The following is a 22,218-nucleotide window of genomic DNA, read 5'->3' on the forward strand; positions in this document are numbered from 1 at the left end:
CCAGGAGTCTCAGTCCGTCGTCCGCAGGGCGGCGACGACCCAGGTCCCCACCGTGGCCGTCTCGAAGGCCGGGTCGTCGAACAGCGCGACGGGCAGCCGGACCGACCAGTGCAGGGAGCCGCCCTGGGAGGGGTCCCAGTCCATGGATCGGAACACCACGGTGTCCGGCTCGTCGGGGTCGCGCTGCAGGGCGAGCACGGCGGGCGCGTCCGGGTCCTCGCGCAGCCGCTGCACGAGGTCGGCGGCCGGCAGGTCCTCCAGGCCCTCGAGGAACGCGCGGCGCACCGGGTACTCGCCGAGCGGATTGGCGTAGAGCCCCCACCACTGCTGGTAGCCGTGCAGCGGCGTGGTGGCCAGGAGAGCCACGTTGTCGGTGAGGACCGGCCCCGGCTCGCCCTGCCCGGCGGCGGCGGCGGCCTCCCGGATGGCCGCGTCCAGGTCCGCGGTCGGCGTGAAGTCTCCGTACTTCTCCCGCGTCTCGGCCGACGCCGTCCGCGGGAAGGAGCCGTCCGGGTAGGGCGTGTCCTGGGCCAGCCGGCGGAGCTCGGCCTCGGTCTCGCGCAGCGTCCACTCGCGGGCGTGGCCGCCGAGCCCGACGACGAGCAGGACCGCCAGGACGGCGACCGCGACCCGCTGCGGCCGGCGCAGCACCGCCCCCGCGGCCGCCAGGCGGGGCCGCAGCCGCGGGTACAGGATCCAGGCGGCGAAGGTCCCCGCGGCCAGGAGCGTGATCCCGAGCACGAGCAGGAGGCGGTGGAACAGGACGCCCTGGCCGGCCTGGCCGAGCACCGCCTGGGCCAGACCGAGCCCGAGCACGGTGGCGGCCAGCGCCCGCACGCCGCGCAGCCGGCGGTGCACCTCGGGGTCGGCGGTCATCAGCGTCACCGCGCCGCCCAGGGCGACCAGCAGCCAGGGCGAGGCGACGGCGGTCACGAGGGTGCCGTAGGAGCCGTCGGGCTCGATGAACGTCAGCGCGTCCGACGTGGGCATGCCGGCGTCGAGCCACTCGACGAGGAACGGTCCGAGCCAGGGGGAGACGAGCACGATCGCGGTGAGGCCGGAGAGGGCGAGCTCCAGCGGCGCCCGCTCCCGCCGCTGCAGCAGCACGACCACGACGGCGGCGAGGGCGATCACCAGGGCGTAGAGGACGTACAGCCACGCGGCGACACCGATGGCCACCCCGAGGAGCACGCCGCGCCGCACGTCGAGCCGCCCGGGCGAGGAGGCGTACCAGGTGAGCAGGGCGGGAGCCGAGAGCGCGACGAGCCACGCGTAGGGCTCGTAGGCGCCGGAGAACAGCAGCGTCTGCGACCACATCCACGCCTGGTCGGCCGACGGCAGCCCGATGACGGTGACCGCGAGGAGGGCGGCCGACAGCCGGGTGCCGCAGGTGCGCCGCCACAGGAAGTACGCGACGACGCCGGCGAGGTACAGGGTGGCGACCGCGACCCACGTGTAGGTGCGCCAGGCCTCGATCCCGGTCACCTTGGAGACCAGGCCGACCACCCAGAAGAAGCCCGGCGAGTAGAACGCCGGCACGTCGGCGTAGGTGTAGTCGGAGAGGCTGAGGTCGTCGGCGAAGCGGGTGGCATACTCGTACCGGAAGGCCTGGTCGCCCTGGACGGCGGAGAAGTACCAGTCGGTGCCCTGCAGCGAGATGAGCGTCATCGCCGGCAGCAGCGCGGCCACCAGGGCCCCGGCGCTGTGGTGGGCCAGCGCGCTGCCGCGGGTGAGCAGCCAGGCCAGCAGGGGCGCGGCGGCCAGGACCAGCACCGAGATCTGGTACTGCGAGCGCAGGTCGCTGCCGGGGGGCAGCACCAGCCAGGCCGCGAGCACCGCCACCGGGGCCCCGAGCCAGGGGAGCAGGAGGAGGCGCCGTCCGTGGCGGGCGCCCTCCGACGTCCCGGCCGGTCGCGGGTCCCGACCGGGAACCTGGTCCATGTCCACCCTCTCCTGCGGTGCGCGGCCCGTCGCCGCGCGGAGGCGCCGGGAAGCCTCCCACGCCGGGTGACCGGGACGCCGCGACCGGCGCGGTCCGCGGCCGGGCGCGTCGGGCCGGATACGTTCGTCCCCATGGACACGCCCGAGGACCGGCCGCTGCGCGTCGTGGCGGTGACGTACTCCCCGGGGGAGACGCTCGAGGGCTTCGTGCGGTCGCTCGCCACGGCCACGACCCGGCCCACCGAGGTCGTGCTGGCCGACAACGGGTCCACCGACGGCGCACCCGAGGCCGCGGTCGCCGCGCACCCGCACGTGCGGCTCCTGCGCACCGGCGGCAACGTCGGGTACGGCGCCGCGGTCAACGCCGGGATGGCCGGGCTGACCGAGGGCTGGGCGCTCGTGGCCAACCCCGACGTCCGCTTCGAGCCCGGCTCGGTCGACGATCTGCTCGCCGTGGCCGACCGCTGGCCCCGCGCCGCGACCGTCGGCCCGGCGATCCGGACGCCCGAGGGCGAGCTGTACCCCTCCGCGCGCGACCTGCCGCGGCTGTCCACCGGGATCGGGCACGCCCTGGTCGGGTGGGTGTGGCCGGGCAATCCGTGGACGGCGCGCTACCGGCGCGAGCGCGAGGCGCCCCGGGAGCGGCCGGCCGGGTGGTTGTCGGGCTCGTGCCTGCTGGTGGACGTCGCGGCCTTCTCCTCGGTCGGCGGCTTCGACCCGGGCTACTTCATGTACTTCGAGGACGTCGACCTCGCCGAGCGGCTGGGGCGCCGCGGCTGGCTGCACGTCTACGCGCCGTCGGCCGTCGTCGTCCACGAGGGCGGGCACGCCACCCGGCGCGAGCCGCACCGGATGGCGCGGGTGCACCACACCAGCGCGCTGCGCTACCTGTCCGCGCGGCACCCCGGCCGGCGCAACGCGCCGCTGCGGGCGGGCCTGCGGGCGGGCCTGGGGGCCCGGATGCTGGTGTCCTACGTCAGCGGGCGGGTGGCCGCCGGCGCGCCGTTCCAGCGCCGGGCCGACGACGTCGGCCGCGCCCGGGTCCCGGGCGGGGCGAAACTGGCCCGGCCGAGCCGCGCCGCGCGCGACGGGGTGGCCCGGTGAGGCACGCCGTGATCATGGCCGGCGGGTCGGGCACGCGGCTGTGGCCGCTGTCGCGCGCCGAGCGGCCCAAGCAGCTGCTGGACGTCGTCGCCGAGCCCGGCGGCGGGGCGCACAGCCTGCTGGCGGAGGCCTTCACCCGGCTGGAGGCGGTGCTCCCCGCCGAGCGGATCTGGGTGTGCACCGCCGCCCGCTACGGCGAGCAGGTGCGCGCCGCGCTGCCCCGGCTGCGCGCCGACCGGCTGGTGCTCGAGCCGGTGGCCCGTGACACGGCCAACGCCGTCGGGCTCACCGCGGCGCTGGTGGCCGACGCCGATCCGGACGCCGAGCTCGCGGTGGTCAGTGCCGACCACGTCATCCGCCCCGTCGAGCGGTTCGCCGACGCGCTGCGCACGGCCTACGACGCGCTGGCCGCCCGGCCGCGCTCGCTGGTCACCCTCGGCATCCGGCCGACCTCGCCGGCCACCGGGTTCGGCTACGTGCGCCGGGGCGGGCCGACGGAGGTGCCGGGCGTCGCCGAGGCCGCGGCATTCGTGGAGAAGCCCGACCGCTCGACCGCCGAGGAATACCTGGCCTCGGGGGAGTACCTGTGGAACTCGGGCATGTTCGTCTGGCGGGCCCGCACCGTGCTCGACGCGCTGGCCGAGCACCTGCCCGAGAGCGCCGCGGGGCTGGCCCGGGTCGTCGCCGCGCCGGCGGGGGAGCGGCGCACCGCCGTCCTCGCCGAGGTCTTCCCGACGCTGCCGAAGATCAGCGTCGACTACGCGGTGCTGGAGCCCGCCGCCCGCGAGCCGGGGCGGGTGCTGGTCGCCGACCTGGACGTGGACTGGCTGGACGTGGGCTCCTGGCCGGCGTTGGCGCAGACGCTGGAGACGGCGGGCGGCAACGCCGTCCGCGGGCTGTCGGTCGCCCTCGACGCGGCCGGGAACATCGTGTTCAGCGACGACCCGGAGCACCTCGTCGCGCTGGTCGGGCTGCGCGACAGCGTCGTGGTGCACACCGCCGACGTCACGATGGTCTGCCCGGTCTCCGACGCGGAGCGCGTCAAGCAGCTGCTGGCCGAGATCGAGGCCCGGCACGGGTCCCGCTTCTCCTGACTAACCTCGGCTGCATGACGAGCTTCGAGGTCGCCGCCGTCGTCTCCGGAGGGGCCTCGGGCCTCGGCGCCGCCACCGCGCGGGCCCTGGCCGCGCGCGGCGCGGCCGTGACGATCCTGGACCTGAACGCCGACGCCGGCGAGGCGCTGGCCGCCGAGCTCGGCGGGAAGGCGGCCTTCGTCCGCACCGACGTCACCGACGAGGCGTCGGTGGCGGCGGCGATCGCCGCGGCGACCGGCGCGGGCCTGCCGCTGCGGATCGCCGTCAACTGCGCCGGCATCGGCTGGGCCGAGCGCACGGTCGCCCGCGACGGCTCCCCGCACGGGCTGGAGCAGTTCACGAAGACGGTGATGATCAACCTCGTCGGCACGTTCAACGTGCTGCGGCTGGCCGCCGCCGCGATGGCGCGGACCGAGCCGGCCGAGGACGGCGAGCGCGGCGTGATCGTCAACACCGCCTCGATCGCCGCCTACGAGGGGCAGATCGGCCAGGTCGCGTACGCGGCGTCCAAGGGCGGGATCGTGGGACTGACCCTGCCGGCGGCGCGGGACCTGGCCGGGATCGGCGTCCGGGTCTGCACGATCGCTCCGGGGCTGGTCGACACGCCGCTGCTGGCCGGCCTCCCCGAGGAGGCGCGCACGGCACTGGCGGCCGGCATCCCGTTCCCGCGGCGCCTGGGCCGCCCCGACGACTTCGCGCAGCTGGCCCTCGCGATCGTCGAGCACGGATACCTCAACGGCGAGGTCGTCCGGATGGACGGCGCCCTCCGGATGGCGCCCCGCTGACCTGCCCGCCGATCACCCCCGACGCGAGCACCGCTTCCCCCGCACCCCGGAGCACGCCGTGAGCACCACCACCACCCTGTCCCGCCCGGCCCCCCCGTCGTTCGAGGACGCCTTCGCGCCGGACTGGCCGCTCGACGTCCGGCGCACGCTGTCGGTGCACCTGCGCGGCACCGGCGACCCCACGCTGCGCTTCGAGCCCGACCGGGTCTGGCGCGTGACGAGCACCCCCGACGGTGCGGCGACGGTGCGGATCGCCGTGGTGTCGGGCGAGGTGCGGATCGCCGCCTGGGGGCCGGGCGCGGAGTGGGCCGGCAGCCGCGTGCCGGCCTGGCTCGGCAGGGACGACGACCCGTCGGAGCTGGACTGCGGGGACCACCCGCTGCTGTCCCGGCTGCACCGCACCACCCCGTGGCTGCGCCTGGGCCGCACCGGGCGGACCTGGGACTGCCTCGTCCCGGCCGTGCTGGAGCAGAAGGTCACCACCACCGAGGCGCACCGGGTGTGGCGGGCGCTGCTGCGGCTGGCGGGGGAGCCCGCGCCCGGCCCGGCGCCCGACGGCATGCGGGTGCCGCCGTCCCCGCGCCGGCTGCTGGAGGTGACCGACTGGGAGTGGCACCGCTGCGGCCTGGACGGCGCCCGGCGGCGGGCGCTGCGCGCGGTCACCTCGGTGGCGGCCCGCATGGAGCCCCCGGAGGCGCTCGACTCCGCCGACCTGCAGCGCCGGCTGCGGACCGTGCCGGGCATCGGTGTGTGGACGGCGGCCGAGGTGGTGCAGCGGGTCTTCGGCTGCCCCGACACCGTGAGCTACGGCGACTACCACCTGAAGAACCAGGTCGGCTTCGCGCTCACGGGGGCCGCCCGCACCGACGACGACGCGATGATGGCGCTGCTGGAGCCGTGGCGCGGGCAGCGGCACCGGGTGGTGCGGCTGCTGCTGGCCAACGGGCTCGCGCGAGCCCCGCGCTTCGGCCCGCGCAACGCCCCGACCGACCACCGCCGGATCTGAGGAAGGCCGAGACGTGCCCGCACAGGACACCGATGCAACCGTGGTGGTGGAGCGCGTCGGCGCCGTCCTCTCCGTGGAGCTGGACCGCCCCGACAAGCTCAACGCCGCGAGCCCGCAGCTGCAGGCCGACCTCAACGCCGCGCTGCGCGCGGCGGCCGCGGACGACGACGTCCGGGCGGTCGTGCTCAGCGGCCGCGGCCGCGGTCTCTCCTCGGGCGGTGACACGGCGGTGCTGGAGCAGCTCGTCACCGGGACCGCCGCCGAGGAGCTGCAGCGGGAGCTGTCGGACCTGACCGCGGAGCGCCTGCGGCTGGCCTTCGCCGAGCTCGTCAAGCCGCTGGTCGTCGCCGTGCACGGCTTCGCGATCGGCTGGGGCGCGGAGCTGGTCGCGATGGCCGACGTCGCCGTCATGGACGACGACGCCTATCTCCAGGAGCCGCACGCCCGCTTCGGCATCGCCCCGGCCCCGGCGTGCGAGCTGGTGTGGTCGCGGTTCGTGCCGCCGGGCGTGCTGACCGAGATCCTGGGGCTGGGCCGCCGGGTGCCCGCCGACGAGGCGCTGCGCTGGGGCCTGGTCGCCCGGGTCGTGCCCGCGGGGTCGGCGCGGACCGCCGCGCTCGAGCTGGCCGCGGAGCTGGCGCAGGTGCCCGCGAGCGGGCTGGCGGCGGTCAAGCGCGCGGTCCACCGCGAGGTCGTCGCGCGGCTGGCCTGACCGGCGCCGCCGGGCCTCAGTGCGGACCGGCGAGCAGGCCCGTCAGGTAGACCCCGTAGCCGCTCTTGCCCAGCGGCTCGGCGATCGCCTGCAGGTCGGCGTCGGACAGCCAGCCCTGCCGCCAGGCGACCTCCTCGATGCAGCCGATCTTGAGCCCCTGCCGCTCCTCGACGACCGAGACGAACTCGGTCGCCTGGCGCAACGAGGCGAAGGTGCCGGTGTCCAGCCACGCGGTGCCCCGGTCGAGCACGGTGACGGTCAGCCGGCCCTGGTGCAGGTAGTGCTCGTTGACCGCCGTGATCTCCAGCTCGCCGCGCGCGCTGGGCGTGATCCCGCGGGCGACGTCGACGACGCCGGCCTCGTAGAAGTACAGCCCGGGCACGGCGTAGGAGCTCTTGGGGGCGGCCGGCTTCTCCTCGATGGAGAGCACCCGGCCCGCGCCGTCGAACTCCACGACGCCGTACTCCTGCGGGTTCGCCACGTGGTAGGCGAACACGTGCCCGCCGTCGGGGGCGGGCAGCCGGCCCAGGGCGGTGCCCAGGCCGGCGCCGTAGAAGATGTTGTCGCCCAGGACCAGCGCGACCGACTCGCCGCCGATGAAGTCCGCGCCGATGAGGAACGCCTGGGCCAGGCCCTCGGGTCGCTCCTGGACGGCGTACTCGATGCGCATGCCCAGCCGGCCGCCGTCGCCCAGCAGGGCGCGGAAGGCGGCCTGGTCGCCGGGGGTGGTGATGACCAGCACCTCGCGGACGCCGGCCATCATCAGCGTCGACAGCGGGTAGTACACCATCGGCTTGTCGTAGACCGGCATCAGCTGCTTGCTGACTGCCTGGGTGATGGGGAAGAGGCGACTGCCCGTGCCCCCGGCCAGGATGATCCCGCGCATGGGCAGGGACGCTACCGACTCCGTGCTGGTCAGGCGGGCGGTGAGCCCAGCCACAACCTTCCGACGAGTGAGGAGCCGCCCGGGGTGCCGACCGGCTCCCACCGGCTGGCCCACCCCTCGGCGTGCAGCTGCACCACGACCGCCCCGAGGACCGCACCGAGGTTGAGCGCCGTGGTGATCGTCGCGCGCTCGGGCAGGTGGACGTCGACCACGCCGTCCCCCTGGCCTCCGTAGCGCAGCACGACCGGGAACTCGGGCAGGGCGGCGACGGCGGCCCGGAAGGCGTCGGCCACCGCGTCCAGCTCGCCGGGCCGGGGCACCAGCTCGCCCTCGGGCGCCCGGCTGGCCACCAGGTCGCGCGTGCCGTACCGGAAGAGGTCGCCGGGGCCCAGGCGCACCAGCGGCCGGGTGCCGGGGTCCTCGGCCGGCCGGTCGACGGCCCAGCCGCGGACGACGGCCACGGGCAGGCCGGCGAGCTTGCCCTTCACCAGGTCCGCGGCGGCGGCCAGCTCGTCGACGACGGCGACCTGCGTGGTCTCCAGCTGGTTGCCGTGCGCGTCGATCGTGCCGCGGAAGTCGGCCAGCGGCGCGATGCCGGCCGCGCCCACGGCGACGTCGGTCAGCCCCTCCCGCCACGTGCGGCCGAAGGTGTCGCTGACCACCACGGCGACGTCCACGCCGAGCAGTTCGGCCAGGCGGGCGCGCAGCCGGGCGGCCGAGGCGTCGGCGTCCTCGGGCAGCAGGACGAGGGAGTCCCCGGCGACGTTGGAGGCGTCGATGCCGGCGGCGGCCACCACCCAGCCGTGCCGGGTCTCGACGATCCGCAGGGGCCCGCGGCGGGCCACGACGCGCACGGTCTCGTCGTCGATGGCGCGCTGCCGGGCGGCCTCGCGGTCCTCGCCGGGGGCGACGGACACCAGCCGGCCCTCGACCTTGGCCACGACCTTGGAGGTCACGACGACGACGTCCTCGTCGGCCAGCCAGGGCGCGGCCCCGGCGATCGCGCCCGCCAGGTCGTCGCCCGGCCCGAACTCCGGCAACCCCGGCACGGGATGCACCGAGAGCCCCGCCGGCGGCACCGCGGGCACCGGCGGCGGCTCAGACACCCGCGGCCTCGAGGGCCGCACGGGCCAGCGCGGCGGTGGTCTCGGGGGAGGACATCAGCAGCGGCACCTGCCGGACGTCGACGCCCGGCACGTCGGCGGCGTCCCCCGGGGCGACCAGCCACGCGTCGAGCAGGCCCCCGTCGGTGCGGGCCCCGTAGTGCCGGCCGACGCCCTCGGCGCTGACCTCGACGCCGACCACCGGCAGGCACCGGTCGGCCATGCCGCGCACCGGCCCGCCGCCGACGATGGGGGACACCGCGACGATCTTCCCGGGCGAGGCCAGCAGCGCCGCGCGCATCCCGGGCACCCCGAGCACGGTGCCGACGGAGACAACCGGGTTGGACGGCGCCAGCAGCACCGCGTCGGCGCGGGCGAGGGCCTCGACCACCCCGGGCGCGGGGCGGGCGTCGTCGACGCCGACCTGGACGAACCCGGAGGCGGGGAGCTCCGCCCGGTGCCGCACCCACCACTCCTGGAAATGGATCGCCGCGGGCCGGCCGGTGTCCGGGTCGTCGACGACCACGTGGGTCTCGACCCGCTGGTCGCTCATCGGCAGCAGGTCGACGCCGGGCTGCCAGCGGTCCGCGAGCGCCGCCGTCACCTGCGACAGGGGGTAGCCGGCGTCGAGCATCCGGGTCCGGATGAGGTGGGTGGCCAGGTCGCGGTCGCCGAGGCCGAACCAGGTGGGCTCCGCGCCGTAGGCGGCCAGTTCCTCCTTGACCCGCCAGGTCTCGCCGGCCAGGCCCCACCCCCGCTCGGGGTCGATGCCACCGCCGAGGGTGTACATGACCGTGTCGAGGTCGGGGCAGATCCGCATCCCGTGCAGGGTGACGTCGTCGCCGGTGTTGACGACCGCGGTGATCCGTGACCCCCGTGTGACGTCCTTGAGTCCGGTGAGGAACCGGGCGCCGCCGATGCCGCCGGCCAGTACGACGATCTCCACGAAACTCATCGTGCCTCATGGGCACTTGTGCACTGTTCGCCCGGCGTGTCGCGGCCCAGGACGAGATGTGACGAACGATCTGTGACTGGTGGGGCTCCTGTGGTCATTTGGTTACACCATGCGAAGTTGACGGTCACCCAACGACACGCGTGTAATTCCCGCGGTGTCACCGAGAGCTGACCCGCGGGATCGTCTCGTGGATCGCCCCGGCGACGAGAGCGAGAGGGGACGCATCGTCATGGCTGAGGTGTCGTGGTTGAGCGAGTACGTGAGCGCGTCGGAGCGGTCGGCCGACCGGGGGACCGTTGCCTCGACTCCCGCCTTCGGCAGCCTGCTGGGCCTGGGTGACGACGATGCGCAGTCCTGGCAGGAGCGCTCGCTCTGTGCCGAGACCGACCCGGAGGCGTTCTTCCCCGAGAAGGGCGGCTCCACGCGCGAGGCGAAGAAGATCTGCACCGGCTGCGAGGTCAAGGCCGAGTGCCTGGAGTACGCGCTGGCCAACGACGAGCGCTTCGGCATCTGGGGCGGGCTCTCCGAGCGCGAGCGTCGCCGGCTCCGCCGCCGCGCGGTCTGACGAAGGACCCCTCGCGAGCTCGGGGTGGGTCCCTGCGAGGGGGCCGCGGGGCGATGGCCGACCCCTGATGAGATGGGGCCGTGCAGACGCGGGTGGTCGGCGGCCGGAATCGCGTCGCCGGTGAGGTCCGCGCCGCCGCCGCGCTGATGGCGGCGCTGGGGGCTCCCGTCCCGGCGCGCGCGCCGTGGCTGACCGCCGTCCTGAACGCCCGGCCCGCCCACCGGCCCATCGCGGTGGTCGTCGAGGGGAACGCCGGGTCCCGGCCCGACGGGCTGGCCCTGCTGTCGGCCCGCCGGCGCGGCGCCGCGCTCGCGGTGACGCTGCTCGGCGACGGCGCGGGCGTCGTGCCGCCGGGGCGGCCGCCGGGCCGGCTGCTGGCCCGGGACGACGACGTGGCCGCGCGGCTGGCCGCCGGGGTGCTGGCCGTCGTCGGCGACCGGGGGACGCCGTGGACGCTGTCCTTGGCCGGTCTGCCCCTGGGCGACCCCACGTCGCGTGCCCTGGGGGCCCTGCGCCCGGACGCGGCCTTCGCCACGGCCCGCAGCAGCCGGCTGGTCGACCGGCTGGACGCCCTCGGCCCGCCGGTCAGCCGCAGCCGCGCCCCCCGCGACGTCGAGCGCGTGCTGCCCGGGCTGCTCGCCGCCCAGCCCGATCGGCGGGTGCGCGCCGCCCTGCGGGCCACCGCCCGGCTGCACGCGGCGATCGGCCAGGTGGAGGCCGCCGTCGTGGGCGAGGGCGACGCGATGCGGGCGGCCTTGCTGACCCTCGTCGACGGCGCCGACCGGCAGCCGTGGGTCGGCTGCGGCGAGCCCGAGGCGTTCGGCCGGGAGATGGGGGCGCCCACGACGTCGGTGCGCCTCGCCGGTGGGTGGCTCAGCCGCCCCGTCGTACCGCGCTGACGGCCGGGTCGGGCAGCGATTCCGCCCGCTCGGTGCCCAGGAACAGCGTGCCGCGCGCCGGTACCCAGGCGTCCTCGGCGGCCGGCCCGTCGGCGGCCAGCGTGACCGCGAACTCGTAGACCCGGCCGGTGTAGGCCGGGGGTCCGCCCGCGGGCCTGGTGTAGGTGGGGAAGCGCCCCGTGAGGCGCAGCCCGCCGTTCTCGGCGCTCGACCGCAGGGCGGGAGAGGGCAGGTCAGCGTACTCGACCGGGCCGGGGGAGCACCCCGCCGCCGCCGGGTCCACGGGTGCCCAGGGCATCAGGCAGTTCCAGGTCGGCAGCCGCAGGTGCGCCAGCGCGGTGCCGTCGGACCGCGCGGTCACGCCGACCGTCGGGACGGCGACCGTCACCCCGACGGCGCGGCGCTCGAGCACCAGCGGCGCGAAGGCCAGGCGGGCGGCGTGCCCGCCGGCGTCGAGCGGGACCGACACCACGGCCAGGGCCCCGGCGCCGGCCTCCCCGGGCGCGGGGTCGGTCGGTGGCGGGGGCAGGGCGGGCAGCCGGGGCGGGGTGGATGTGGTGCTGTTCCCGGCCGTGGGGCCGGCCGTGGTCCGGGCCGCGGGGCCGCCCGGGGTGCCGCCCGGCTCCGGATCCGGGTCCGCGTCGAGGCTCGCGACGCCGGCGAGCAGGGCCACCAGGGCCAGCGCGGCGACCGCCATCGCCGCCAGCACCCGGCCGGTCGACGGGCCGTCCGTCGCGTCGTCGTGCGGCGCGGGTGCGACCCGCGCCCGCGCCCGCGCCGGCGCCGGGACCGCGCCGGGCGGGGGCTCGCCGGGGGTGCCGGGGGGCAGGAGCCGGAACGCCGGAAGGTCGTCGTCCGGGAAGGCGCCGCGCGGCGGGGGCGCGGCGGAGGCGGTCACCGGGCGGGCCGGCCGCGGGCGGCCCCGGCCGACGGGCGCGGCGAGCAGCCCGGTCAGCCCGAGCAGGACGGCGCCGAGCGCGAGCCAGAGCGCGGGGGCGGCGTCCATCGCGCTCAGCATCGCAGGACGGTCCCCGGGGCCACCGCGCCGTCGGGGCAGCGGCCCCTGGGTGCGGGCGGCCGGGCGGGCTGGGACGATCCGCGCATGGTCGGCGACGGGTCCGGTGCTCCCGGGAGCGCGTTGGAGCAGCGGCTCGGCGCGCTCCTCGCGGAACTGGGTGTGGCCGCCGAGCCGATGACCGTGGCCGACCACTCCGCGGTGCTGGGCACCGTGACGGGGGTGCTGCCCGACCGGGTCCTCGACCTGGCGGTCACCGAGAGCGGACGGCGCCGGCTGCGCGCGGAGCTGCGCGGCCGCCGCTGGGCCGAGGAGCGCGGCATCGGTGTGCCGGAGGTGCTCGCGGCCGCCGACGACGGCCGCTGGCTGCTCTCGCGCCGGTTGCACCCCGCCCCCTCGGGCGGACCGCGCTGGACGGAGGCCGCCGTCGACGCCGCCGTCCGCATCGCCCCGCTGCCCGCGCCGTCCGGCGCGCCGTGGCGACCCGCGTCCGGTGGCGGGCTGAGCCGGCTCCGCGGCACGGTGCAGGACACCGGGCGGCTGGTGCGCGCGGGCGTGCCCCTGGGGGAGGTGCGTGCCGTCCGCGCCGCCGCGGCGCAGCTGCCGCTCTCGGAGGTGACGCACGGCGACCTCTGCGCGGCCAACGCCGTCCTCGACGCCGACCGCGGGCTCGTGGTCCTGGAGTGGACGGGGGTGCGGGCGGCCTCCCGGCATCGGGACCTGCTCACCCTCTGGGCCTCGACGCCGGACGAGGAGGACCGGGCGGAGATCGCCGACGTCGTCCTCGATCGCACCGCCGGATGGGAGGGGCCCGACGTCGGGCTGCTGTGGCACGCGATCGCGCTCGAGCAGCTCGTCGAGCGGGTGACCGGCTACGGCTGGGCCGACGGACCGGACGTCGGCGCCGCCCGGCAGCGGCTGGCGGAGGCCCGGCAGCGCGCGGTGGAGCTGGGCAGCCCCGTTCCCGTGCGGGGCTGAGCCGGCACCGGACGGAGCGTTCCGCCGTGAAGGTTCGTCACTGTCGTCCCACTGGGCGCGGGCCCCTCAGCTACCGCACGTAGTCGTTCCGATGTGGATAGTTTCCGCAACGTGATCGATGTCCGCCCGGCCGCCGCATCGCCGACCGGCCGGCGCACCGCACCGCACTCCGCGCTCACCGCCGTCCTGTGGCCGCTGGCCCTGATGGCCGCCGCGCACCTCGCGCTGCAGGCCTACTCCGGTGAGCGGTACGACGTCGACTTCCGCGCCCTCCACGACGGCGCGACGCGGTTCTGGGACGGCGCCTCCGTCTACGCCGACCCGTGGTTCCTGCTGACCCCCAGCGGGTTGCTGGCGATGCTGCCGTTCGGGCTCGTCGGCCACGACGTGGCGTTCGCCGTCTGGACCACCGTGTCGATCGCCGCCGCGGCGACCGGCATCGCGTGCGCGCTGCGCTTCGTCGGTGCGCCGCTGACGGGGGCCGTGGCCGCGGCGACCACCCTCGGTGTCTGCGTCAGCGAGGCGCTGACGTCGACGCTCCTGCTCGGCAATCTCAACAACTCGCTCCTGCTGGCGCTCGGGGCCGGGTTCCTCCTGGCCGACCTGCGCGGCCGGTGGGTGCTCGCCGGGGTCCTGCTCGGGGTGTCCCTGGCCCTGAAGCCGGTGCTGGTCCTGTTGCTGCTGGTGCCGCTGTTGCGGCGGCGGTGGCAGACGCTGGGCTGGGCGATCTCGATCCCGGTGGTCCTCAACGTCGTCGGGCTGGCGCTGGTCCCCGCGCGCTCGGACTTCTTCTCCGTGACGGTCCCGAACCTGCTCACCTCACGGGTGGGGTGGAACAACTCGCTCTGGGCCACGGGCACCTACTTCGGCGTGCCCGCCTGGGCGATCGCCGCGGCCCGGCTCCTGGTGCTGGTGCTGGCCGTCGTCGCCGTGTGGCGGCTGCGGGTGGTCGAGGACGCGGTGCTGCGGAGCTCCGCCTCCTACGGCCTCCTGGTCCTGGCAATGTTCCTGTCGGGCTCGCTGAGCCAGGCCTACTACTCGCTGTTCCTCGTGCCGCTCCTGGTCACGGTCGTGCGGGCCGGATCCGCGATGCGCAGCCCGGCGGCGTGGTTCGCGGTGTGCCTGTTCACCGGGCCCAACCACTGGACGTTCCCCGGGTCCCCGGGGCTGACCGACACCGTCGACGTCGCCCGGTGGCCCGTCGGCTGGTCGATCCTGTTCGGGGTGCTCGTCGTGTGGGCGTGGCGCCAGGCCCGGCCCGGCGTGCCGGACGTCCCCGCCCCGCCGGAGGAGCCGCAGGACACCGTCGTCCTCCCGCCCTTGCCCCGGCACGGCAGGCCGATCCGCACCCGGATCGCGGGTCCCCGCAGCACGGTCCGCTCGGGGGTCTGAGCACCCGGCCGCGGCGATGCGCCGCGGCCGGCTCAGCCCGTGGGGTCGATCTCCTCGGGGTCGCGGCCCAGCAGGACGGCGACCTGGTCGACGACGACGTCGCGCACCAGGTCGGCGAGATCCTCCGGGTCGTGCGCCCGGATCTCCAGCGGTCGCCGGTAGACGATGATCCGCGCCGGCACGTCGCGGCCGTCCTCGCGGTGGGCGGGGAGGACCCGCGCCAGGGGCACGCTGCCGTCGTCCAGCACGTCGGCGTCGAGCACGACCTCGTCGGGGCTGGTGTGCTCCACCCAGGGAACGTCCTCGACGGCGAACTCCACGCCGGCGAGCTCGCGCTCCCAGCGCCGCTCGAGCTCCTCGACCGCGTCGAGGACGAGGTCGTCGAACTGCTCGGCGCGGCTGCGCGACAGCGGGACCTCCGCCGGCACGAGCCGTCCGCGCAGCCCACGGCCGTGCCGGTCCCGGCGGGAGCGGGTCGGGCGGCGCGGAGGTCGGGTCATGGCGGCAGAAGGGTACGTCTCAGCGGGGCAGCCGGCGCCACAGCGCGCGCGGGGTGACCTGCATCAGGGCAGACAGCAGGCGGAGCCGCCCCGGGACCCAGACGACCTCCCGGTCGCGGGCGAGCGCGCCGGCCACCGCGTCGGCGACGGTGTCCGGGGTGCTCGACAGCGGGGCCGGCGACATGCCCCGGGTCATCCGGCCGACGACGAAGCCGGGCCGGACCAGGAGCAGCCGTACCCCCGAGCCGGTCAGGGCGTCGGAGAGCCCGCTGGCGAAGCCGTCGAGCCCGGCCTTGGCCGACCCGTACACGTAGTTGGCGCGGCGGACCCGGACGCCGGCGACCGAGGAGAAGACGACGATCCGGCCGCGGCCGGCCTCGCGGTAGCGCTGCGCGAGGAGGGTGAGCAGGTGTACCTGGGCGACGTAGTCGGTGTGCACGACCGCGACCGCGGCGGCCGGGTCCTGCTCGGCGGCGACCTGGTCGCCCAGCACCCCGAAGGCGACGAGCGTGGTGGCGGGCAGGCCGTACCGGCGCTCGATCTGGGCCAGGACCTCGGCGTGGCCGGCCAGGTCGTCGGCGTCGAACTCGATGCAGTGCACGGCCTCGGCGCCGGCCCCCTGAAGGTTGCGCACCTCCTCGTCGAGGTCGTCGGCGCGGCGCGCGGCCAGGACGACGCGCGTCGAGCCGGCGGCGACCAGGCGTCGCGCGATGGCGAGCCCGATCTCGCTGCGCCCGCCGAGGACGAGTACGGCATCGCTGTCGGTGCGCACCTGGGGCCTCGTCACGGTGCCATCGTGCAGGATGTGGCTCCTGCACTCGTCACGCGAGAAACCCGGTGTGCCTGCTGCCATCGTCGCGCTCTCGCGTCTACTGTTCGACGCGTGAGGAACCGGTGGTGAGGCAGTCCCGACGCTGCTCGCGCAGCGGTTGCGCGCAGCCGGCGGGCGCGACCTTGACCTACGTCTACGCGGAGTCGACCGCTGTCGTGGGTCCGTTGGCGACCTTCTCGGAGCCGCACAGCTACGACCTCTGCGAGTTCCACGCCCAGCGGCTCACGGTGCCCCGGGGCTGGGAGGTCGTCCGGCACGAGATCGACGTCGACGACGTCGGCCCGACCGGGGACGACCTGCTGGCGCTGGCCGACGCCGTCCGCGAGGCCGCGCGCCCCGAGCCGCCACGCGATCCGGCCGACGACGGTCGTGGCACGCGCCGCGGGCACCTGCGGGTCCTGCCCGACCTCAGCTGAGCCCCATCCGCGCCGACCCGAGCCGACCCGGCGGGTCGGAGGAATTTCTCGTACACAGGTTCGATGCCGGCGAGTTCGCGAGCCTCCGATCAGCAGGAACGGGACCGTGGACAGGGCCCGGGCCTGCGGACGAACAGGCCGCCGCCACTCCTCCGATCGGGCACGGTCCGAGGCATGCGAGTCATCCCTGCGGTCCGCAGGGCCGCTCCGCCGTGCCCGGCGTGCGGCCACGTCCATAGGATCGACCGGCGCGCGGCCGGGCCGAGTCGTCGCGAGGATCCGGCGAGGGGTGACGAACACGTGGGCGATCTGCGCTCGATCATCAAGGCGTACGACGTCCGTGGCGTGGTGCCCGACGAGTGGGACGAGAGCGTCGCCCGCCGGATCGGCGCGGCCTTCGGCGAGTTCGTGCGGAGCGAGAGCGGTGCGAGCGCCGTCGTCACGGCCCACGACATGCGCGACTCGTCGATCCCCCTGTCGCGTGCCTTCGCCGAGGGCGTCCTCTCCCGCGGCGTGGACGTGGTCGAGGCGGGCCTGGGCTCGACCGACCTCCTCTACTTCGCGGCCGGCTCGCTGGACATCCCCGGCGCCATGTTCACCGCGAGCCACAACCCCGCGCAGTACAACGGCATCAAGATGTGCCGCGCCGGAGCCGCGCCCATCGGCCAGGAGTCCGGTCTGGTCACCATCCGGGAGTGGGCCGAGCGCGACACCTACGACCGTGCCCCCGACCGGCAGGCGACCATCGGCCAGCGCGACCTGCTGTCGGAGTACGCCAGATACCTGCGCGGGCTCGTCGACCTCTCGGGCATCCGCCGGCTGCGCGTCGTCGTCGACGCCGGCAACGGGATGGGCGGGCACACCGTGCCGGTCGTCCTCGACGGCCTGCCGCTGGACGTGGTGCCGCTGTACTTCGAGCTCGACGGGAGCTTCCCCAACCACGAGGCCAACCCGCTCGATCCCGCCAACCTGGTCGATCTCCAGGCGGCCGTCGTGCGCGAGGGCGCCGACATCGGCCTGGCCTTCGACGGCGACGCGGACCGCGTCTTCGTCGTCGACGAACGCGGTGAGCCGGTGAGCCCCTCGGCGATCACGGCCCTGGTCGCCGTCCGGGAACTGGCGAAGGGCCGCGGGACCACGATCATCCACAACCTGATCACCTCGCGGGCGGTGCCGGAGATCGTTCGCGAGCACGGGGGCGATCCGGTGCGCACGCGGGTCGGGCACTCGTTCATCAAGGCCGAGATGGCCCGCACCGACGCCGTCTTCGGTGGAGAGCACTCGGCCCACTACTACTTCCGCGACTTCTGGCGTGCCGACACGGGCATGCTCGCCGCGATGCACGTGCTCGCCGCGCTCGGCGAGCAGAGCCGGCCTCTGTCGGAGCTCACCGCCGCCTACAGCCGCTACGCGGCGTCCGGGGAGATCAACTCGACGGTGGACAACGCGGCGGCCCGGACCGCGGCGGTGCGCAAGGCGTTCGAGGGCGGCGAGGGTGCCGTCCTCGACGAGCTGGACGGGCTGACGGTCGAGCTGGCGGACGGCTCGTGGTTCAACCTGCGGGCGAGCAACACCGAGCCGCTGCTGCGGCTCAACGTCGAGGCGCCGGACGCGGCCACGATGGAACGGCTACGGGACCGAGTACTGGAGATGGTGCGCGCATGACCGAGACATCGACGGGGTCGACTTCGGGGCCGCTGGGCCTGGACCCCGCCCTGCTGGAGATCCTCGCCTGCCCCGACACCCACCACAGCCCGCTGACGGCCGACGAGGCCGCGAGCGAGCTGCTGTGCACCACCTGCGACCGGGCGTTCCCGGTCCGCGACGGCATCCCCGTGCTGCTGCTCGACGAGGCCCGCCACCGGGACGCCGACGAGCTGGCCAGGCAGCGGGGGACCACCGGCGCATGACCTCTCCGGAGCTGGCCGAGGAGGTCCTCGACGACCTGGAGGTGCTGCGCGCCCGTGACCCGCGGGGACTGCTGCCCGCCGTCGCCGGGGCCGGCGCGCAGGTCCGGGAGACCGCGCGCCTGACCGAGGAGGCCGGGCTCGAGCGGGTCGCCGAGGGCGGGCGCCCCCGCGGGCTGGTCATCGTGGCCCGCCGCGAGGGTGCGGTGGCCGCCTCGGTCCTGCGTGCGTTGCTGGGGCCCACCAGCCCGGTCACCGTCGACGTCGTCCCGGGTCCGGACCTGCCGGTCTGGACGGGGCCCACCGACATCACCGTGGTGGCCACCCGGACCGGTGCCGGCAGGTACGCCGTCGCCCCGGCCTACGAGGCCGCTCGTCGCGGCGTGACCCTGGTCGGCATCGGCGCCGAGGACGCGCCGCTGCGCGCCGCCTGCTCGACCGCCCGTGCGCCCTACGTGCCGCTGCCGCGGTCCCGGGTGCGCCACACGACGCTGTGGTCGCTGCTGACCCCGCTGCTCAAGCTGGCCACCGACCTCGGCCTGGTGTCCGCGCAGACGGCCGACCTCGCGGCGATCGCCGACGCACTCGACGAGGTCGCCCGCGAGTGCGGCCCCGCGCAGGAGTCCTTCGTCAACCCCGCCAAGACGCTGGCGCTCGAGCTCCTGGACGCGCTGCCCGTCATCGCGGCGGAGGGCCCGCTGGCCGGCGCGGCGGCCACCCGCGTGGCCGACCAGCTCGAGACCCTCGCGGGCCTGCCGGTCACGACCTTCCGGCTGCCCGACCAGCGGGTCGCCGCGCGCGCGGTGCTGAGCGGTCCGCTGGCCGCCCGGGACGGGGACGACGACGGCTTCTTCCGCGATCGTGCCGAGGACTCCGGCCGCCGGCTGCGACTGCTGACCATCCGCGACACCGACGGGGGTGATCACGACGGTCACGGCGAGCGCGAGCCGCGGTCGGCCGCCGAGGCCATGCACGAGGTGCTGAGCACCGCGGCGACGGCGAACGTCCCGGTCAGTGGTCTCGCCGAGCACGGGGACCCCGAGCGCCACGGCCGCATGTGCCAGCTGGCCCGCCAGCTGGCCGTCGCCGACTTCAGCGCCGTCTACCTCGCCCTCGCGCTGGACCAGGAGCGGGCACTCCGGGCGTGACCAACCGGTCGCGCGACGCGACCGGACGCCCCACCATCGACGACAACGGCCGACGAGTGCCGAGCAACCGGAAGGACCTCCCGTGGCCGGTGGACTGGCAGCCCTGCTGGACGACGTCGCGACGCTGACGCGCGCGGCGGCGGCCTCGATCGACGACATCGGCGCCGCTGCCGCGAAGGCCAGCGCGAAGGCCGCCGGCGTGGTCGTGGACGACACCGCGGTGACCCCCCAGTACGTCCGGGGACTGGCCGCCGAGCGCGAGATCCCGATCGTGCTCCGCATCGCCAAGGGGTCGATGCGCAACAAGCTGCTCTTCATCCTCCCGGCGATCATGCTGCTCAGTCAGTTCGCCGAGGTCCTGCTCACCCCGTTGCTCATGCTCGGCGGCACCTACCTCTGCTACGAGGGCGCCGAGAAGGTGTGGGAGAAGGTCAGCGGGCACGGCCACGGCCACGGCGGCGAGGACGACGAGCCCAAGGACGAGAACACCATCGTCTCGGGCGCCGTCCGCACCGACTTCATCCTCTCCGCCGAGATCATGGTGATCTCGCTGAACGAGGTGACCGACGAGCCGTTCGTCGCCCGCCTCCTGACGCTCGTCGTGGTGGCCATCGCCATCACGGTGCTGGTCTACGGCGTCGTCGGACTGATCGTGAAGATGGACGACGCCGGGCTGCGCCTGGCCGAGCGGGGCACCGGCGCGGCGGCCGGGTTCGGGCGCGGCCTGGTCAAGGCGATGCCCAAGCTCCTCACCGCGCTCACCGTCATCGGGACCGCCGCGATGCTGTGGGTCGGCGGCCACATCCTCCTGGTGGGCGCCGACGAGCTCGGCTGGACGGGCCCCTACCACCTGGTCCACGAGATCGAGCACGCGGTGGAGGAGGCCACCGGGGCGCTCGGCGGCGTCCTGGCCTGGTGCGCGAACACGCTGGCCAGCGCCTTCGTCGGCCTCATCGTCGGCGCGATCGTCGTGGTCGTGGTCATGCTCGTGCAGCGGGTCCGCGGCAAGGGCCGGGCGGCCGCGCACTGACCTCTCGCGGGCGGCCGGACGGCGCGACCACTGGAACAGTGGGGGACATGGACCGGGGGACGACCGACCGCACGCTGCTGTCACCCGAGCGCCGGCGCGCCGATCGCACCCGCCTGATCGACGGCGTCGTCGACGTCCTGGTGATCGGGGGCGGCGTCACCGGCGCCGGGGCGGCTCTCGACGCCGCCAGCCGCGGCCTGTCCGTGGGTCTGCTGGAGGCCCGGGACTGGGCGGCCGGCACGTCCAGCCGCTCCAGCAAGCTCATCCACGGCGGGCTGCGCTACCTGGAGCAGCTGGCCTTCCCGCTGGTGCACGAGGCGCTGCAGGAGCGCTCCCGGCTGGTCACGACGATCGCCCCGCACCTGGTCCGGCCCCTGCCCTTCCTGCTGCCGCTGACCTCTCCGGTGTGGCAGCGCGCCTACTACGGCGCCGGCGTCGCGCTGTACGACGCCCTCGGTGCCGCGCTGACCGCCGACCGCGGGGTCCCGACCCACCGGCACCTGTCTCGCCGCGCCGCCCTCGCCGAGTTCCCCGGGCTGCGCCGCGACGCCATCAGGGGCGCGATCCGCTACTGGGACGCCCAGGTCGACGACGCGCGGCACACCCTGGCCGTCGTCCGGACCGCGGCCGGTCTCGGTGCCGCCGCGCTGTCCAGCGCGCGGGTCACCGCGCTGCTACGCGACGGCGGGGACGACGCCGCCCCGGTGGTCGGCGTGCGGGTGGCCGACCTGACCGACGGGTCGTCCTTCGTGGTCCGGGCGCGCAGCGTCGTCGCCGCGACCGGCGTGTGGAGCGACGACGTGGGGGAGATGCTCGGCGACGCCGCCCCCAGCCTGCGGGTGCGCGCGAGCAAGGGCGTACACCTGGTGGTGCCGCGGGACGCGATCGACGGCGGCGAGTTCGCCCGCGGCGCCTCCGGCGGCGTGGCCACGGCCGGCGGGCCCGACGAGCAGCGGCCGGGGCTGATCCTGCGGACGCCGACCAGCGTGCTGTTCGTCATCCCCTGGGGCGAGCAGTGGATCGTCGGCACCACCGACACCCCGTGGCGGCTCGACCGCGACCACCCCGCCGCCAGCAGCGCCGACATCGGCTACCTGCTGGGGCAGGTCAACCGGGTGCTCACCCGGCCGCTCACCCCCGACCGCATCATCGGCGTCTACGCCGGCCTGCGGCCGCTGCTGGCCGGGGAGGCCGACCAGACCAGCCGGCTCTCGCGGGAGCACGCGGTGGTCACGCCCGCGCCCGGCCTGGTGCTCGTGGCCGGCGGCAAGTACACGACCTACCGGGTGATGGCGGCCGACGCGGTCGACGCGGCCACCGAGGGCCTGCCCGGCGTGCCGGAGTCCCGGACGGCGCAGCTGCCGCTGGTCGGGGCGCACCGCTGGAACGCGGTGAAGGACGCCGCCCCGGACCTCGCGGCCGCCGCCGGCCTGCCCGAGGACACGGTCGCGCGGCTGCTGCAGCGGCACGGCGACCAGGTCGGTGCCGTCCTCGCCCTGGCCGCGAGCGACCCGGAACTGGCCCGGCCGCTGCCCGGCGCGCCCGCGCACCTGGCCGCTGAGGTGGTGCACGCCGTCACGGCCGAGGGCGCGCTGCACCTGGACGACGTCCTCACCCGGCGCACCCGGGTCTCGATCACCACCCCTCACCGCGGGACCGAGTCGGCCCGGGCGGTCGCCGAGCTCATGCGCGGCGTGCTCGGCTGGGACGACGAGCGGACCGACCGTGAGGTCGCCCACTACGAGGCGCGCGTCGCCGCCGAGCGGGAGTCGCAACGGATGCCCGACGACCGGACCGCGGACGCCGCACGCCTGGGGGCGCCGGACGTGCGCGCCGCGGTCTGAGCGGGGCCCTCGGGCGGGCTCCCGGCGGACCTCGGCGCGACACTCCCCGCGCGCCGCTGCGAGGGGCATCACCTCGCCAGGGGGATGCCCTTCGCGCCCGCGGTGG

22 protein-coding genes are annotated in these 22,218 nt (G+C 76.0%); 15 read left to right on the forward strand and 7 right to left on the reverse strand.

Annotation, left to right across the window (positions count from 1 at the left end):
* Positions 1-9 precede the first annotated feature (9 nt).
* Complete coding sequence (locus BMY88_RS06900) at positions 10-1,941, reverse strand: arabinofuranosyltransferase (protein WP_139220416.1); 1,932 nt, start codon at positions 1,939-1,941, stop codon at positions 10-12.
* Positions 1,942-2,073: 132 nt separating this feature from the next.
* On the opposite strand from BMY88_RS06900, the gene BMY88_RS06905 reads away from it, so the two are divergent.
* Genes BMY88_RS06905 through BMY88_RS06925 form a run of 5 tightly spaced genes read left to right on the forward strand, consistent with a single transcriptional unit; the run spans position 2,074 to position 6,642 of the window.
* Positions 2,074-3,045 carry a glycosyltransferase family 2 protein gene (locus BMY88_RS06905; protein WP_091941472.1) on the forward strand — a complete coding sequence of 324 codons (972 nt, stop codon included), beginning with the start codon at positions 2,074-2,076 and terminating at the stop codon, positions 3,043-3,045.
* Entirely contained in the window at positions 3,042-4,139 is a 1,098-nt protein-coding gene (locus BMY88_RS06910) for a mannose-1-phosphate guanylyltransferase (protein ID WP_091941474.1), read from the forward strand. Before BMY88_RS06905 ends, BMY88_RS06910 begins: the two co-directional genes overlap by 4 nt.
* Positions 4,140-4,153: 14 nt before the next feature.
* Positions 4,154-4,924, forward strand: coding sequence for an SDR family NAD(P)-dependent oxidoreductase (locus tag BMY88_RS06915; RefSeq protein ID WP_091941476.1), 771 nt, complete (start codon positions 4,154-4,156; stop codon positions 4,922-4,924).
* A 58-nt stretch (positions 4,925-4,982) separates the two neighbouring features.
* Entirely contained in the window at positions 4,983-5,930 is a 948-nt protein-coding gene (locus BMY88_RS06920) for a DNA-3-methyladenine glycosylase family protein (protein ID WP_091941478.1), read from the forward strand.
* Positions 5,931-5,943: 13 nt separating this feature from the next.
* Positions 5,944-6,642, forward strand: coding sequence for an enoyl-CoA hydratase/isomerase family protein (locus tag BMY88_RS06925; RefSeq protein ID WP_091941480.1), 699 nt, complete (start codon positions 5,944-5,946; stop codon positions 6,640-6,642).
* A gap of 16 nt (positions 6,643-6,658) precedes the next feature.
* Here the strand turns inward: BMY88_RS06925 and rfbA are convergent, their stop codons facing one another.
* Genes rfbA through cofD form a run of 3 tightly spaced genes read right to left on the reverse strand, consistent with a single transcriptional unit; the run spans position 6,659 to position 9,577 of the window.
* Complete coding sequence (rfbA, locus tag BMY88_RS06930) at positions 6,659-7,528, reverse strand: glucose-1-phosphate thymidylyltransferase RfbA (RefSeq protein WP_091941722.1); 870 nt, start codon at positions 7,526-7,528, stop codon at positions 6,659-6,661.
* A 29-nt stretch (positions 7,529-7,557) separates the two neighbouring features.
* The gene (locus tag BMY88_RS06935) at positions 7,558-8,634 is read right to left on the reverse strand and encodes a coenzyme F420-0:L-glutamate ligase (protein WP_091941482.1); all 1,077 of its coding nucleotides are present in this window, start codon (positions 8,632-8,634) and stop codon (positions 7,558-7,560) included.
* The gene (gene cofD, locus BMY88_RS06940) at positions 8,627-9,577 is read right to left on the reverse strand and encodes a 2-phospho-L-lactate transferase (protein ID WP_091941484.1); all 951 of its coding nucleotides are present in this window, start codon (positions 9,575-9,577) and stop codon (positions 8,627-8,629) included. The genes BMY88_RS06935 and cofD overlap by 8 nt, the downstream gene beginning before the upstream one ends.
* A 238-nt stretch (positions 9,578-9,815) precedes the next feature.
* On the opposite strand from cofD, the gene BMY88_RS06945 reads away from it, so the two are divergent.
* Together BMY88_RS06945 and BMY88_RS06950 are read left to right on the forward strand one after the other, a co-directional pair.
* Entirely contained in the window at positions 9,816-10,151 is a 336-nt protein-coding gene (locus BMY88_RS06945) for a WhiB family transcriptional regulator (RefSeq protein WP_091941486.1), read from the forward strand.
* 80 nt (positions 10,152-10,231) lie between these two features.
* Complete coding sequence (locus BMY88_RS06950; RefSeq protein ID WP_244524500.1) at positions 10,232-11,050, forward strand: GNAT family N-acetyltransferase; 819 nt, start codon at positions 10,232-10,234, stop codon at positions 11,048-11,050.
* Here BMY88_RS06950 and BMY88_RS23745 read toward each other — a convergent pair.
* Entirely contained in the window at positions 11,025-12,068 is a 1,044-nt protein-coding gene (locus BMY88_RS23745; protein WP_091941488.1) for a hypothetical protein, read from the reverse strand. The two genes, BMY88_RS06950 and BMY88_RS23745, sit on opposite strands and share 26 nt — an antisense overlap.
* A gap of 84 nt (positions 12,069-12,152) precedes the next feature.
* On the opposite strand from BMY88_RS23745, the gene BMY88_RS06960 reads away from it, so the two are divergent.
* On the forward strand, positions 12,153-13,043 hold the full coding sequence (locus BMY88_RS06960; protein ID WP_091941489.1) for a hypothetical protein: 891 nt from the start codon (positions 12,153-12,155) through the stop codon (positions 13,041-13,043).
* Positions 13,044-13,154: 111 nt separating this feature from the next.
* Positions 13,155-14,435 (forward strand): glycosyltransferase 87 family protein, encoded by a 1,281-nt coding sequence (locus tag BMY88_RS06965; RefSeq protein ID WP_091941491.1) that lies wholly within the window; start codon positions 13,155-13,157, stop codon positions 14,433-14,435.
* Positions 14,436-14,467: 32 nt separating this feature from the next.
* Here the strand turns inward: BMY88_RS06965 and BMY88_RS06970 are convergent, their stop codons facing one another.
* On the reverse strand, positions 14,468-14,935 hold the full coding sequence (locus BMY88_RS06970) for a metallopeptidase family protein (RefSeq protein ID WP_091941493.1): 468 nt from the start codon (positions 14,933-14,935) through the stop codon (positions 14,468-14,470).
* A gap of 19 nt (positions 14,936-14,954) precedes the next feature.
* Positions 14,955-15,722 carry a decaprenylphospho-beta-D-erythro-pentofuranosid-2-ulose 2-reductase gene (dprE2, locus tag BMY88_RS06975; RefSeq protein WP_244524501.1) on the reverse strand — a complete coding sequence of 256 codons (768 nt, stop codon included), beginning with the start codon at positions 15,720-15,722 and terminating at the stop codon, positions 14,955-14,957.
* Between the two features lie 110 nt (positions 15,723-15,832).
* Between dprE2 and BMY88_RS06980 the strand changes: the two genes are divergently transcribed.
* The 6 genes from BMY88_RS06980 to BMY88_RS07005 all read left to right on the forward strand — a co-directional run bounded on the left by BMY88_RS06980 (position 15,833) and on the right by BMY88_RS07005 (position 22,112).
* Complete coding sequence (locus tag BMY88_RS06980) at positions 15,833-16,183, forward strand: DUF3499 domain-containing protein (RefSeq protein ID WP_091941497.1); 351 nt, start codon at positions 15,833-15,835, stop codon at positions 16,181-16,183.
* A gap of 300 nt (positions 16,184-16,483) precedes the next feature.
* Positions 16,484-17,848: a phosphomannomutase/phosphoglucomutase gene (locus BMY88_RS06985; protein WP_091941499.1), complete on the forward strand. Its 1,365-nt coding sequence runs from the start codon at positions 16,484-16,486 to the stop codon at positions 17,846-17,848.
* Positions 17,845-18,093, forward strand: coding sequence for a Trm112 family protein (locus BMY88_RS06990; protein WP_091941502.1), 249 nt, complete (start codon positions 17,845-17,847; stop codon positions 18,091-18,093). The genes BMY88_RS06985 and BMY88_RS06990 overlap by 4 nt, the downstream gene beginning before the upstream one ends.
* Entirely contained in the window at positions 18,090-19,238 is a 1,149-nt protein-coding gene (locus BMY88_RS06995) for an SIS domain-containing protein (RefSeq protein ID WP_091941504.1), read from the forward strand. Before BMY88_RS06990 ends, BMY88_RS06995 begins: the two co-directional genes overlap by 4 nt.
* Positions 19,239-19,320: 82 nt before the next feature.
* Entirely contained in the window at positions 19,321-20,268 is a 948-nt protein-coding gene (locus tag BMY88_RS07000) for a DUF808 domain-containing protein (RefSeq protein WP_091941505.1), read from the forward strand.
* Between the two features lie 47 nt (positions 20,269-20,315).
* A complete protein-coding gene (locus tag BMY88_RS07005) occupies positions 20,316-22,112 on the forward strand; it encodes a glycerol-3-phosphate dehydrogenase/oxidase (RefSeq protein WP_091941507.1) in 1,797 nt (598 codons plus the stop codon).
* Positions 22,113-22,218: the final 106 nt, after the last annotated feature.

This window comes from Trujillonella endophytica, assembly GCF_900110555.1.
Classification (GTDB): domain Bacteria; phylum Actinomycetota; class Actinomycetes; order Mycobacteriales; family Geodermatophilaceae; genus Trujillonella; species Trujillonella endophytica.

What these genes read in the sequence shown, in the direction of transcription:
- BMY88_RS06900 (WP_139220416.1), bottom strand. Translation starts at nt 1,941, where the DNA reads ATGGACCAGGTTCCCGGTCGGGACCCGCGACCGGCCGGGACGTCGGAG.
- BMY88_RS06905 (WP_091941472.1), top strand. Translation starts at nt 2,074, where the DNA reads ATGGACACGCCCGAGGACCGGCCGCTGCGCGTCGTGGCGGTGACGTAC.
- BMY88_RS06915 (WP_091941476.1), top strand. Translation starts at nt 4,154, where the DNA reads ATGACGAGCTTCGAGGTCGCCGCCGTCGTCTCCGGAGGGGCCTCGGGC.
- rfbA (WP_091941722.1), bottom strand. Translation starts at nt 7,528, where the DNA reads ATGCGCGGGATCATCCTGGCCGGGGGCACGGGCAGTCGCCTCTTCCCC.
- BMY88_RS06945 (WP_091941486.1), top strand. Translation starts at nt 9,816, where the DNA reads ATGGCTGAGGTGTCGTGGTTGAGCGAGTACGTGAGCGCGTCGGAGCGG.
- BMY88_RS23745 (WP_091941488.1), bottom strand. Translation starts at nt 12,068, where the DNA reads ATGCTGAGCGCGATGGACGCCGCCCCCGCGCTCTGGCTCGCGCTCGGC.
- BMY88_RS06960 (WP_091941489.1), top strand. Translation starts at nt 12,153, where the DNA reads ATGGTCGGCGACGGGTCCGGTGCTCCCGGGAGCGCGTTGGAGCAGCGG.
- BMY88_RS06970 (WP_091941493.1), bottom strand. Translation starts at nt 14,935, where the DNA reads ATGACCCGACCTCCGCGCCGCCCGACCCGCTCCCGCCGGGACCGGCAC.
- BMY88_RS06990 (WP_091941502.1), top strand. Translation starts at nt 17,845, where the DNA reads ATGACCGAGACATCGACGGGGTCGACTTCGGGGCCGCTGGGCCTGGAC.
- BMY88_RS06995 (WP_091941504.1), top strand. Translation starts at nt 18,090, where the DNA reads ATGACCTCTCCGGAGCTGGCCGAGGAGGTCCTCGACGACCTGGAGGTG.
- BMY88_RS07005 (WP_091941507.1), top strand. Translation starts at nt 20,316, where the DNA reads ATGGACCGGGGGACGACCGACCGCACGCTGCTGTCACCCGAGCGCCGG.